Source organism: Caulobacter sp. 05T431 (genome assembly GCF_056665975.1).
In genome coordinates this window covers 209,334-221,355 of sequence record NZ_JBFTKU010000004.1, presented here as the reverse complement: position 1 = coordinate 221,355, position 12,022 = coordinate 209,334, and the positions used below count along the sequence as shown (strand labels likewise).

13 protein-coding genes and 1 pseudogene are annotated in these 12,022 nt (G+C 68.5%); 10 read left to right on the top strand and 4 right to left on the bottom strand.

Translation table 11 applies throughout. The features are described from left to right. Positions 1-11: 11 nt before the first annotated feature. Complete coding sequence (locus AC1U89_RS06010) at positions 12-866, bottom strand: hypothetical protein (protein WP_479898819.1); 855 nt, start codon at positions 864-866, stop codon at positions 12-14. Between the two features lie 383 nt (positions 867-1,249). On the opposite strand from AC1U89_RS06010, the gene AC1U89_RS06005 reads away from it, so the two are divergent. The 3 genes from AC1U89_RS06005 (at position 1,250) to dusA (ending at position 5,326) form a co-directional block, all read left to right on the top strand. Then, positions 1,250-2,368, top strand: a complete 1,119-nt coding sequence (locus tag AC1U89_RS06005; protein ID WP_479898818.1) for an acyltransferase family protein — start codon at positions 1,250-1,252, stop codon at positions 2,366-2,368. Between the two features lie 10 nt (positions 2,369-2,378). Beyond that, positions 2,379-4,232, top strand: coding sequence for an alpha-amylase family glycosyl hydrolase (locus tag AC1U89_RS06000; RefSeq protein WP_479898817.1), 1,854 nt, complete (start codon positions 2,379-2,381; stop codon positions 4,230-4,232). Positions 4,233-4,309: 77 nt separating this feature from the next. After that, the gene (gene dusA, locus AC1U89_RS05995; RefSeq protein WP_479898816.1) at positions 4,310-5,326 is read left to right on the top strand and encodes a tRNA dihydrouridine(20/20a) synthase DusA; all 1,017 of its coding nucleotides are present in this window, start codon (positions 4,310-4,312) and stop codon (positions 5,324-5,326) included. Between the two features lie 3 nt (positions 5,327-5,329). Here the strand turns inward: dusA and AC1U89_RS05990 are convergent, their stop codons facing one another. After that, positions 5,330-5,830, bottom strand: coding sequence for a TIGR02281 family clan AA aspartic protease (locus AC1U89_RS05990; protein ID WP_479898815.1), 501 nt, complete (start codon positions 5,828-5,830; stop codon positions 5,330-5,332). 278 nt (positions 5,831-6,108) lie between these two features. On the opposite strand from AC1U89_RS05990, the gene AC1U89_RS05985 reads away from it, so the two are divergent. Beyond that, positions 6,109-6,468: a hypothetical protein gene (locus tag AC1U89_RS05985; RefSeq protein ID WP_479898814.1), complete on the top strand. Its 360-nt coding sequence runs from the start codon at positions 6,109-6,111 to the stop codon at positions 6,466-6,468. A gap of 6 nt (positions 6,469-6,474) precedes the next feature. Here the strand turns inward: AC1U89_RS05985 and AC1U89_RS05980 are convergent, their stop codons facing one another. Next, positions 6,475-6,717, bottom strand: coding sequence for a DUF1289 domain-containing protein (locus tag AC1U89_RS05980; protein WP_479898813.1), 243 nt, complete (start codon positions 6,715-6,717; stop codon positions 6,475-6,477). 102 nt (positions 6,718-6,819) lie between these two features. Between AC1U89_RS05980 and AC1U89_RS05975 the strand changes: the two genes are divergently transcribed. The 6 genes and pseudogenes from AC1U89_RS05975 (at position 6,820) to AC1U89_RS05950 (ending at position 11,616) form a co-directional block, all read left to right on the top strand. Beyond that, complete coding sequence (locus tag AC1U89_RS05975) at positions 6,820-7,185, top strand: hypothetical protein (RefSeq protein ID WP_479898812.1); 366 nt, start codon at positions 6,820-6,822, stop codon at positions 7,183-7,185. Positions 7,186-7,232: 47 nt separating this feature from the next. Beyond that, positions 7,233-8,111: a nicotinate-nucleotide--dimethylbenzimidazole phosphoribosyltransferase gene (locus AC1U89_RS05970; RefSeq protein ID WP_479898811.1), complete on the top strand. Its 879-nt coding sequence runs from the start codon at positions 7,233-7,235 to the stop codon at positions 8,109-8,111. 135 nt (positions 8,112-8,246) lie between these two features. After that, positions 8,247-9,461 (top strand): acyl-CoA dehydrogenase family protein, encoded by a 1,215-nt coding sequence (locus AC1U89_RS05965; RefSeq protein WP_479898810.1) that lies wholly within the window; start codon positions 8,247-8,249, stop codon positions 9,459-9,461. A gap of 114 nt (positions 9,462-9,575) precedes the next feature. After that, positions 9,576-10,733: an acyl-CoA dehydrogenase family protein gene (locus tag AC1U89_RS05960; RefSeq protein ID WP_479898809.1), complete on the top strand. Its 1,158-nt coding sequence runs from the start codon at positions 9,576-9,578 to the stop codon at positions 10,731-10,733. Positions 10,734-10,880: 147 nt separating this feature from the next. Continuing rightward, positions 10,881-11,249: a hypothetical protein gene (locus AC1U89_RS05955; protein WP_479898808.1), complete on the top strand. Its 369-nt coding sequence runs from the start codon at positions 10,881-10,883 to the stop codon at positions 11,247-11,249. Positions 11,250-11,476: 227 nt separating this feature from the next. Further along, positions 11,477-11,616, top strand: a pseudogene (locus tag AC1U89_RS05950) (hypothetical protein). Between the two features lie 85 nt (positions 11,617-11,701). Here AC1U89_RS05950 and AC1U89_RS05945 read toward each other — a convergent pair. Next, positions 11,702-12,016 (bottom strand): DUF8200 family protein, encoded by a 315-nt coding sequence (locus tag AC1U89_RS05945; protein WP_479898807.1) that lies wholly within the window; start codon positions 12,014-12,016, stop codon positions 11,702-11,704. Between the last annotated feature and the right edge of the window lie 6 nt (positions 12,017-12,022).

Genomic DNA, 12,022 nt, shown 5'->3' with positions numbered 1-12,022 from the left:
CCTCGGTTGGATCAGCTCTGGCGGAACAGTCCGCTGGGCGTAGGGAAATCGTGGGCGATCTGCTGATGGCCGCGCAGGAACTCGTCGAACAGGTCGTCGAGATTGGCGACGCGTCCGCCCTGGGCCGGACGCACCTTGGCCACGAAGGCGTCGAAGCTCTGCTTGAACGCCTCCAGATGCTTGATCCGCGTGACGCTGAGGTCCGGGTAGGGCGCGTAGAACAGGCTGGTGTTGACCTGATAGCGGCGGACCCACAGCCAGAACTTCTCGAAGTCCCAGGTCCCTGGAAAATCCTCGCAGTTCTCGAAGATGAGATCGAAGGAGCCGGCCAGGTATTCGGCGATGTCGCGCATGTAGACCCGGAGGTCGCCGTCGAATTCGACCAGGGTCAGGAGGAAGCTGTTGAATCCCGAGGCCGGCGACGCGCTCGCCGAACTGGAGGGACGCGCCAGGGTCAGGAATTCGTCGAACGGCATGGGGACGTCCCCTGGGGACGCCGTGTCAGGGTAGTCCTCCGGTGCCGACGGCTGGATCGCGCCTGGGCCCGAGGGGGGCGAGGGCGGGGCGGGCTTTTCGAAATAGCGGACGTCCCGGACCGAGGAGCCGACCAGATACTGTTCGGGCCGCAGGATCATCAGCCGGCCGAAATGGATGGCGGGGATGCGGTTGAGGTCGATCGGGAAGCCTTGGCGATGCCGCTCGGCCAGGCCGTCGATCACCGAGCGCAGCCGCTCCTCGTAGGTCCGGCGCTCGTTCGGCACGCAGCCCTTCTTGATCGGCGACAGCACGGCGATCTCGGACATGCCGCCGACGGTCTTGGATACGGCCCAATTGAGCCGGCCGCCTTGGATTTCGGGTTGCCCCATGTTCAGTCCCCCTTTCGCGCAACGTTCCCCGCGGAGCTTTTCGCAACCTTAGGGATTTTGTGGGAACGACGCACTCTGGAGGTGATGCTTCGCCGAAGAGCCGTCTTCGAGGCGGAGCCCCCTCCGACCGCGACCTTGCGCCCGGCTCGGAAGCGTCGCGGTGCGAGGGCTCACGGCGCGGGTGTGAGATTCACCACGCCCGGCCGGGCGTCGTTCGCTGCTCCCGACCTTTGGTGTCGGGCATGTTCCCATTCATTTGCATCAATTTGCATTGCGCCGTTCTGTCGACACATGCAAACAGGCTCCACAAAAATAGCGCCAAAGGGCGTCAGGGATGCATATCGCGGTAAAACGTTTGCATCCGTTTGCTGTGGGGGTGGCGAATGCGGCGATATGATCGTCCGGAACTGGACGGCCTGAGGTTCTTCGCCTTCGCGCTGGTGCTGGCCTTCCACCTGCCGGACTACCTGCCGCTCGCCGCGGGACGGCCTTGGCTGGCCGACGTCCTGACCACGGGCGCGTTCGGCGTGCCGATCTTCTTCCTGCTGAGCGCCTTCCTGATCACGGAGTTGTTGGCGCGCGAGCGGGAGGCTCAGGGCCGCGTGGCCGTCGGAGCCTTCTACGGGCGTCGCATCCTGCGCATCTGGCCGCTGTACTTCGCCGTGCTGCTGGGGCTGACGGCGCTGGAGCACTGGACGCCGGGCGTCGGTCCGGCCAAGCCCGATCAGTTCGCCGCCTTCGCCCTGTTCTACGCCAACTGGCATATCGCCTTCCAAGGCTGGGTCGCCGGTCCGGTCGATCCGCTCTGGAGCATCTCGGTCGAGGAGCAGTTCTACCTGCTGGTCCCGATCCTCATGGCCCTGGCCGGACGTAAGGCGATCACGGTCCTGGCGGTCGCGGTCCTGGCCGCCTCGTACGGCGTGATCTGGCTCTACGCCGTCCATCCGACCGCCGGCGACAACGGGCAGTGGACCAACGGCATCGTCCAGGGCCAGTTCTTCGCCGTCGGCTGCCTGCTCTCCAACCTGCTGCGGGGGCGCGTCCCGAACTGGCGCTGGCCCGTCCGGCTGGCGCTGCTGGCGGCCGGCGCGGCGGCCTGGCTGGTCGCGGTCCGCGTCTGCGGCGTCAAGAGCTGGGACCCGCAGTCGCCCACGCCTTGGCACGCCCTGGCGGGCTGGCTGCTGGTCCTGGGCGGGACCGTCGCGATCTTCCTGTCGGCCCTCGGCGTCGACGGGAAAGCCCTGCCGTCGGCCCTGACCTATGCGGGCCGCATCTCGTACGGCCTCTACGTCTTCCATGCCTTCGTCCTGCACCTGGTGTTCCACCAGGTCCTGCCGGCGCTGGACGGCTGGCGTCCGGGCCTTTCCCAGACCCTGGCGGGCCGGGGCGGGGGTCTCGTCGCGGCGATCCTGCTCCTGGGCCTGACCGCCCATCTGTCCTACCGGTTCCTTGAGACGCCCTTCCTGCGGCTCAAGGCCCGGCTGGCCGTCGTCACGCGTTAGGAGTTTCCCGATGCCCCGCCACAGCCTCGTCGCGCCCCTGGCGCTCTCTGCCCTGCTGCTGGTGACCAGCGCCGTCGCGGCGCCGGCTCCGGCCCGTTTCCCGGCCGACCGCCTGCCCGAGGACGAGATCATCTATCTGGTCATGCCCGACCGCTTCGAGAACGGCGACACGGCCAACGATCGAGGCGGGTTGGCCGGTGGCCGCGACAAGACCGGCTACGATCCGACCTCGCGGATGTTCTATCACGGCGGCGACCTGAAGGGCGTCATCGACCGGCTCGACTACATCCAGGGGCTGGGCGCGACGGCGATCTGGCTGACGCCGGTCTTCACCAACCAGACCGTCCAGTACGAGCCGGGGCGGGAGATCGCCGGCTATCACGGCTACTGGCCGCTGAACTTCCTGGACGTGGATCCGCACCTGGGCGACCGCGCGCTCTACAAGGCCTTCGTCGACGCCGCCCACGCCCGGGGGCTGAAGGTCTATCTGGACATTGTGGTCAACCACACCGCCGACATCATCCAGTACCGCGAATGCGCCCCGCGCGGCTGCGTCTACCGGAGCCAGGGCGACTATCCCTATTCGCGGCGGGGCGGCGTCCAGGGCGAGCCGATCAACGACGGCTTCCCCGGCCTTTCCGGCCAGACGGCGGGCAATTTCCGGCGACTGACGCGGTCGGACTACGCCTATACGCCCTACGTCCCCGAGGCCGACCGCGAGGCCAAGCAGCCCGCCTGGCTGAACGATCCGCGCTTCTACCACAACCGCGGGGAGTCCACGTTCGAGGGCGAGAGCTCGCAGCTGGGCGACTTCGCCGGGCTGGACGACGTCATGACCGAGGACCCCAGGGTCCTGGCCGGCTTCATCGACATCTACGGCCGCTGGATCGACGACTTCCATGTCGACGGCTTCCGGATCGACACCGCCCGCCACGTCAATCCCGAGTTCTGGCGCGCCTTCGTGCCGGCCATGCAGCGGCGGGCGGTCGCTGCCGGGGTGACCAACTTCCACATCTTCGGCGAGGTGATGAACGACGACCCGGCGATCCTGGCCCGCCACACGCGCGTCGACGGCCTGCCGGCGGTCAACGACTTCGCGTTCCACAAGGCGATCGTCGACGTGGTGGCCCGCAACGGGCCGACGGCCGAACTGGGCGAGGTGTTCGACAAGGACGCGCTCTACGAAGGCGGCCCGGCCGCCGCGCGGCGGCTGGTCACCCTGATCGGCAATCACGACGTCCTGCGGCTGGGCCGCACCGTCCGCTCGGCCAATCCCCAGGCCGACGAGGCTGAACTGCTGAAACGGACGATCCTGGCCAACGCCCTGCTGCTGACCGCGCGGGGCGTGCCGGCGCTCTATTACGGCGACGAGCAGGGCTTCACCGGCGTGGGCGACGGCGACCATGACTCGCGCGAGGACATGTTCGCCAGCCAGGTGGCCAGCTACAACGCCAACCGCCTGATCGGGACGCAGGCGACGACGGCGACGTCCAGCTTCAACCCGTCCCATCCCCTGTATCGCGAGATCGCCGAGCTGACCCGGCTGCGTCGGCAGGAGCCGGCCCTGCGGCGTGGGGACCAGATCACCCGCTACCAGGCCAAGGGACCCGGCCTCTTCGTCTTCTCCCGGCGGCTGGACGGCGAGGAGGTGCTGGTGGCCGTCAACACCGCCGCCGAGCCCCGGACGGCCCAGGTCCAGGTCGAGACCGCCTCGACGACCTGGCGGGGTCTGCAGGGCCAATGCGCCGCGAGCGCCCTGGCGCCGGGCGCCTACACGGTCAGCGCGCCGGCCTTCGGCTATGTCGTCTGCAAGTCGGTTTCAGGCGCGGCCGGACCGATGCGACGGAATGCGCGACTTCCATGAGCGGGGGCAAATATCGTAGTAGGGCGCGCTCAAGACCAGTTTGAACGGGTTCCAAGGCCTTCGGGCCGATTTGACGAATGCAGACGTTTCCGCCGCACAGATTGTCCGTCGCCCCGATGATGGACTGGAGCGATCGCCATTGCCGGTCGCTGCATCGGGTGCTGTCGCGCCGGACGCTGCTGTATTCCGAGATGGTGACCAGCGGCGCGGTGCTGAACGGCGACCGCGAGCGGCTGCTGGGTTTCGACGCCGGCCAGCATCCGGTGGCGCTACAGCTGGGCGGCTCCGAGCCCGCCGAGCTGGCCGCCGCCGCCAAGGTCGGCGAGGACTGGGGCTATGACGAGATCAACCTGAACGTCGGCTGCCCGTCCGACCGCGTCCAGAGCGGCCGGTTCGGCGCCTGCCTGATGCGCGAGCCGCAGCTGGTGGCCGACTGCATGGCCGCCATGGCCGCCGCCGTGAAGGTCCCGGTCACGGTCAAGTGCCGGATCGGGGTCGACGACCAGGATCCCGAGCAGGCCCTGTTCGAGCTGATCGACCTGTCGGCCCAGGCCGGCGTCACCAGCTTCGTGGTCCACGCCCGCAAGGCGTGGCTGAAGGGGCTGTCTCCGAAGGAGAACCGCGACGTGCCGCCGCTGGACTATCCGCTGGTCCATCGGCTCAAGCGCGAGCGGCCGGACCTGACCATCGTGATCAACGGCGGGATCCCGGACCTGGACGTGTCGCTGGAGCAGCTCGAGCACGTGGACGGGGTGATGCTGGGCCGCGCGGCCTATCACGAGCCGGGCCTGCTGGGGCAGGTCGACCGCCGGGTGTTCGGCGAGGCCGTCGCCGACATCGACTGTTTCGAGGCGGTCGAACTCTACAAGCCCTACATGGCCGGCCAGTTGGCGGCGGGCGTGCATCTGGCGGCGATGACCCGCCACATGCTGGGCCTGTTCCACGGCCTGCCGGGCGCGCGCGCCTGGCGCCGGATCCTGACGGTCGAGGGCGTCAAGGCGGGCGCGGGTCTGGACGTGGTGGATCGCGCCGTGGCCGCCGTGCGCCAGGCGGTCGACGCCCGCGAGGCGCGTGCGCTGGAAGTCGCGGGCTAAGCTCTAGGAGCGCAGGACCAGGGCGCGCGGCGTGGCCTGGAAGCTGGACAGCCGGCCCAGATAGCTCATGCCCAGCAGCGAGGTCTCCAGGCCCTTCTCGACGACCAGGGCCTCGACGTCGCGGACCTGGGCGCCGGCCACCGACACGCTGGCCAGCTTGACCGAGGCGGCGCGGGTCTCGCCCGACGCCGTCATGACCTTGTAATTGTAGTCCAGCGCCTTGGTGTCGATGCCCAGACGCTTGGCGTCGGTCTGGCTGAGGGCCACGGCGGTGGCGCCGGTGTCGATCAGGAAGCGCACCGCGCGGCCGTCGACCTTGGCCTCGGCCCAGAAATGGCCGTCGGCGGCCTTGACGATCTGGGCGGCGCCGTCGTCGACGGAAGCCGCGACAGGGGCGGGGCCGCGCAGGTCCGGCTGGCGCAGATCGTCCAGCGACACGACGGCTTTCGCCGCCCCGACCGCCGAGAGCGCGCCTACGATCGCGATGGACGCGAACTTGAGCATCGAAGTCACCCCGCCATACAGGCTTTGTGGCCGTTTCTACGGCCGTTGTCAGGCAGACTAGCGGGCAATGGGTTTTCAACCGGTGAATCGATCCCGGCGCGACCCCTCTTGGTTAATTAATCGATAAACGATCAGCAAGTTAAAAATCTGTAATACTTGTTGGTGACATTCTTACATCTATGTAATGACTGAAGATGACTTCGATTTAACTTAAGAGGACAGAACTTTTCCGGCAAATTACCACTCGCAAGTTCAGTGCTTATCGAGGGAACGTCGCCATGAAAAAGATCATCGTCGCTACGGTTGTGGCTGTTTCGGCCTTTGCCGGCGCCGCCCAGGCGGGCGCCTCCGCCACTAATTTCGAGTTCCTGCAAGCCGCCCGCTGCCGCGGCCTGGCCACTTCCGAAGGTCTCGGCAAAGTCGACACCGCCAGCATCGATGCGTTCCTGCGGCAGGAAGGCGCCAGCCGCGAGCTTCCGGTGCGCGTCTCGGCGAAGAACAAGATCGCCGACGCCCAGAAGGAAGGCGACAAGGCCGAGGGCGCCAAGAAGGACAAGCTGCTGGCCGAGCGGTCGGGCGTCTGCTCGGCTTGGCTGAACGGCGCGTCGACCGGCGCGGCCGTCAATACGTCGAACTAAGGCCCTCTAGCCTTGGCCCGCCATCAGGTTGGCCATCGGATCCGGGCGATGGGGAAGGGCGGCCATGATCGCGGCCCGCTCCTCGTCGCTCAACCGGGCCCAGCCGGCGATCTCGGGAAGGGTTCGCCGGCAGCCCAGGCAGAAGCCGCTCTGGCCGTCCACCGCGCACACCTTCACGCAAGGCGTCGCGATCGGGCGGGGAGGGCGGGGCGCCGAATTCAGTGTTTCCGGGGGCGTGGCCGAGCTCATGCCCCGTATGTCGCCGTTCCAGGCGGGTCGCGCAAGGGCGGCCCGCGGCGAGAGCCCGTGCGTCGACCGCGTTCGTAATCCCAATCCTCCAAAGGAGCTTCCATGCGTATCCTGACCCTCACCGCCGCCGCCCTGCTCGCCGTTTCGGCGACCGCGCCGGCCTTCGCCGCCGACCGCATCAGCGACAGCGAGCTCGTGCGCGCCTCGCGCTGCCTGGGCTTGGCCAAGGCGGCGAACCTGGGCGCTTCGGACGCGACCGCCCTGCAAGCCCTGGTGAAGACCCAGAGCCGGGGTCGCGATCCGCTGGTCCAGGACCGGGTCGAGTCCGCCGAACGGAACGCCAAGTCCCAGGCCGGCAAGGCCAAGGACGAGCTGAAGGCCTCGCTGATCGCCGAGCGTGACGGCGTCTGCAAGACTCTGGTCGAGGCCTCCTCGACCGCCGCGGCCGCGCAGCCCGCCGGGGCCTGATCTCTCGGCTCTTTGCATCGGGCGCGGGCTGGCTTAAGTCCGCGCCCATGACCGTTTCTCCCTTCGACGACATCCGCAAGCTGGCCGCCGACGCGCCGGCCGTTCCGACCGCCAGCTTCACGGGCGGCGACCGCCTGGCCGAAATCTCGGCCTGGCTGACGGACTGGACCGGCAAAACGCCGCCGGCGGTGCTGCGCCCGGTCGTCGCCCTTTATGCCGGCGCCCGCCAGGGCGTGGGGCCGCGCGGCTGGGCGCGCGAGCGCCTGGAGGCCGTGGCCGCCGGCGGCGCCAATGTCTGCCGCATCGCGGGCGTCCAGGGCGCGGGGCTGGAAGCCTTCGACCTGGCCATCGACCGCCCGACGCCGGACGCCGTCCAGAAGGCGGCGATGAGCGAGAAGGAATGCGCCGCCACCATGGCCTTCGGCATGGAGGCCCTGGCCAAGCAGCCCGACCTCCTGATCCCCGGCGTGATCGCCGCCGAGACCGACCGCGCCGCCGGCGCCGTCGCCCTGGCCCTGTTCGGCGGCGAGGCCGCTGACTGGAGCGACGCGCCCGAGCCGATCGCCGCCGCCGTGGCCCGCGCCGCGGCCGAGGACGACCTGTCCGACCCGCTGGCGGCCCTGCGCCAGCTGGGCGGACGCGAGACCGCCGCCCTGGTCGGGGCGATCCTGGCCGCGCGGGTCCAGAAGGTGCCGGTGCTGCTGGACGGCTACGCCGCCTGCGCCGCCGCCGCCGTGCTGCACGCGCTCGACCCCGCCCTGATCGCCCACTGCCAGGCCGGCCACGTGGGGACCGCCAAGGGCCATGCGCGCCTGCTGGACGCCCTGGGCAAGCGGCCGCTGATCGCCCTGGACATCGCCGAGGAGGAGGGCGTCGGCGGGGTGACCGCCCTGGCCCTGGTGCGGCTGGCCTGCGAGGTCCGCTAGGGCCTTCTCCGGCGCAACCTGAACAATGTTTACGTTGACGCTAAGGTCATCTTTCCAAACGCCCGTTCGAACTCTAAGGTGACTCCCGAAAGTCAAAGACGGCCCCCGAAGAGGGCCGATTTCCGGGAGTCCGCCATGAACCTCGATTTCTCGCCTGAAGACGTCGCGTTCCGCGACGAGGTCCGCGCCTTCATCGCCGAGAACTACCCCGCCGGCCTGCGCGAGAAGCAGGAGGAGGGCGAGGAAATGGCCAAGGAGGACTTCCTGTCCTGGCACCGCACCCTGGCCAAGAAGGGCTGGGTGGCTCCGGCCTGGCCGGAGAAGTACGGCGGCCCGGGCTGGACCTCGGTGCAGCGCTACATCTGGTCGGAAGAGACCGCCCGCGCCGACTGCGTGCCGATCCTGCCGTTCGGCATCAACATGGTCGGGCCGGTGATCTACACCTTCGGCACGCCCGAGCAGAAGGAACGCTTCCTGCCGCCGACCCTGTCGGGCGACATCTGGTGGTCGCAGGGCTACAGCGAGCCGGGCGCCGGTTCGGACCTGGCCAGCCTGAAGACCAAGGCCGAGCGCTTCACCGGCGATGACGGCAAGGAATACTACCTGGTCAACGGCCAGAAGACCTGGACCACCCTGGCCCAGCACGGCGATTGGATCTTCTGCCTAGTCCGCACCGACCCGGCCGCCAAGATCCAGGAAGGCATCTCGTTCCTGCTGATCGACATGAAGWCGCCSGGCGTSACCGTGCGCCCGATCATCACCCTGGGCGGCGAGCACGAGGTCAACGAGGTCTGGCTCGAGAACGTCAAGGTGCCGGTCGAGAACCGCATCTACGAGGAGAACAAGGGCTGGACCTGCGCCAAGTTCCTGCTGGCCCACGAGCGTAGCGGCATCGCCGGCGTGGCGCGCTCCAAGCGCGGCATCGAGCGCATCCGCCAGATCGCCTCGACCGAGCTGGGCGACGACGGCCTGCCGCTGCTGACCGACCCGGACTTCAAGCGCAAGGTCGCCGACCTGGAGATCGACCTGACGGCCCTGGAATACACCGAGCTGCGCACCCTGGCCGGTGAAGCCGCCGGCAAGGGTCCCGGTCCGGAATCCTCGGTGCTGAAGATCAAGGGCACCGAGATCCAGCAGCGCATCACCGAGCTGGTGCTGGAAGCGGCCGGCCACTACGGCGCGCCGTACTTCCGTGGCTTCCCGAAGGACGGCGACAACGCCCATCCGATCGGCCCCGACTTCGCCCACCGCGCGGCGCCGACCTATTTCAACGTCCGCAAGACGTCGATCTACGGCGGCTCCAACGAGATCCAGCGCAATATCATCGCCAAGATGGTGCTGGGCCTCTAGCGCGCCGACCGAGGCGGGCGGCCGGGCCGCTCGCCGCGACTTCCGACACGATCACCGCCACCCCGAAGCCGGCCGAGCGCCGCCGGGGGCAAAGACAAAGACGGGAACCCAGGGATGGATTTCAACTTCACCGAAGAGCAGTCGATGGTCCGCGACACGGTCGCGAGCTTCCTGCAGGACAAGTACGACTTCGAGACGCGCCGCAAGATCGTCAACTCCGAGACGGGCTGGCGCCAGGACTACTGGAAGGCCTTCGCCGAGGAGCTGGGCATCCTGGGCGCCTCGTTCAGCGAGGAGCTGGGCGGCCTGGGCGGCGGCGCCATCGACAACATGATCATCATGGAGGAGTTCGGTAAGGCGCTGGTCATCGAGCCCTACCTCGGCACCGTGGTGATCGGCGGCGGCTTCATGAAGCACTCGGGCTACGCCGGCGCGGCGTCGGTGATCGAGGGCATCGTGGCCGGCACGACCACCATCGCCTTCGCCTATGCCGAACCCCAGGCCCGCTACACCTGGCAGGACCTGAAGACCACGGCCAAGAAGGACGGCTCGGGCTATGTCCTTAACGGCCACAAGGCCGTGGTGGTCGGCGCGCCGTTCGCCACCCACCTTGTGGTCACCGCCCGCACCGGCGGCGCCCAGCGCGACACGGGCGGCGTCTCGGTGTTCCTGGTCGACAAGACCCTGCCGGGCATCGTCACCCGCGACTATCCGACGGTGGACGGCGGTCGCGCCTCGGAAGTCTTCTTCGAGAACGTCTCGATCCCCGCCGACGCCCTGATCGGCCAGGAAGGCGGCGGGCTGCCGCTGGTCAACAAGGTGATCGACGAGGCCACGGCCGCCGTCGGCGCCGAGGCCGTGGGCGTGTTGCGCAAGCTGCACGAGGGCACCCTGGACTACGCCAAGCAGCGCAAGCAGTTCGGCACCGCCATCTCCAACTTCCAGGTGCTGCAGCACCGGATGGTCGACATGTTCATCGAGCTGGAGCAGGCCGTGTCGATGACCTACATGGCCACGATCAAGCTGTCGGAGAGCGACGACGAGCGCGCAAAGGCCGTCTCGGCCGCCAAGGTCCGCATCGGTCGCGCCTGCAAGTTCGTGGGCCAGAACGCCATCCAGATCCACGGCGGCATGGGCATGACCGACGAGCTGGCCATCGGCCACTACTTCAAGCGCGCCACCCTGATCGAGGGCCTGTTCGGCTCGGTCGACCATCATCTGCGCCGTTACGAATCGCTGTCGTTCGGGCCCGCGACCGGCAAGGCGGCCTAGACCGCCTACGGACAAGCGTCTGAAAGAGCTTCCGCCGCCCGCGACACGCCGTCGCGGGCGGTTTTTCTTTGGCGGCGCGCGTTTTGTCCGCCCTGTTCCTGGGCGAGGCCTCGTTCAACCCGGCAGGACAAGCTGCTGGACCTCGCCGTGACCGATCTTCGCCTCGACCTCGCCCCACGACCCCTGACCGAAACCCTGACCGCGATGGACGCCAGCGCCCAGCTCTTGCTGGAGCAGGCGCGCGAGGCCAAGGCCAAGGCCGACCGGCTGGAGGTGGCGCTTTCCCTGGTGGTGGGGGTGGTGGCCAACGACCCCGACCTCGAGGAAGGCCTTGTGCTGCAACGGATCGCGGGCCAGCTGCGGCTGTGCGCCGACCTGCCGGAGATGGCCGCCGAACTGGTCGGCTGCGACGTCGCCCGCATCGACGAGGCCATGCTGCGCGCCGCCGCCGCGATCATCGGCGCGGCCGGCAAGCCAGCGCCGATCGAACCCGAAATTTCGCCGACCCTCCACTAGGTCCGGATGCGGCGTTCCGTGCGCGAAGCGTTGTCCGGCAAGGAGAATCCGGGCCGGAAAATCAATTCGTCCGTACGCGGATTTCGTCAGGGTTCKGATTAATTTCCTTGCGTTCGAGACGCGACGGCGCATGCTTCGACTCGACGCGCTGACGACTAGGAGGGTGGGAGCCCCTGTAAGCCGCGCGCGTCTCCTGGCCCAACGGCCCCGTTGGTTTTCAAGCGAGTCTGGGAGACGCCGCCAAATGAACGTATCGAGAATGAACCACGCCATGCTGTCCTTCGCCCTGATCGGCGGGATGCTGGTCGGGGGCAGGCAGACGCCCAAGCCGCCGGTCACCGAGCCCAAGCCTTCCAGTCGGAAGTAGGGCGGCCGGAAACGGGCGCGAAAAAAGGGGCGGCCCGCCTGGCGGACCGCCCCGTTTCTTCATCTCGAAAGGTTCGAGCGGGGTCTTACGGCTTGGCGGCCGTGTTGCAGTCGGCGAGGCCGGCGGCGTCCAGTTCCTCGCCGCGGTAGTTGAAGGTCTCCACCGCGCCCAGTTCGGCGGCGACCTTGCGGCACGCGCGGCCGATCGGCAGCGACTTGACCTGGGGCGCGGCGCAGACGACGCCGTTGCAGCGCCACATGGCGCCGTCCTGGATCAGGGTCGGGGCCTTGGCGGGGGCTTTCAGCTTGAGCACCGCGCCCTCGGCGGCGAACGCGCTGGTCGCCATACCCAGCGTCGACAGGGCGGAGGCCGCGACGAGCGCGGTCACGAAGATACGCATGTTTGT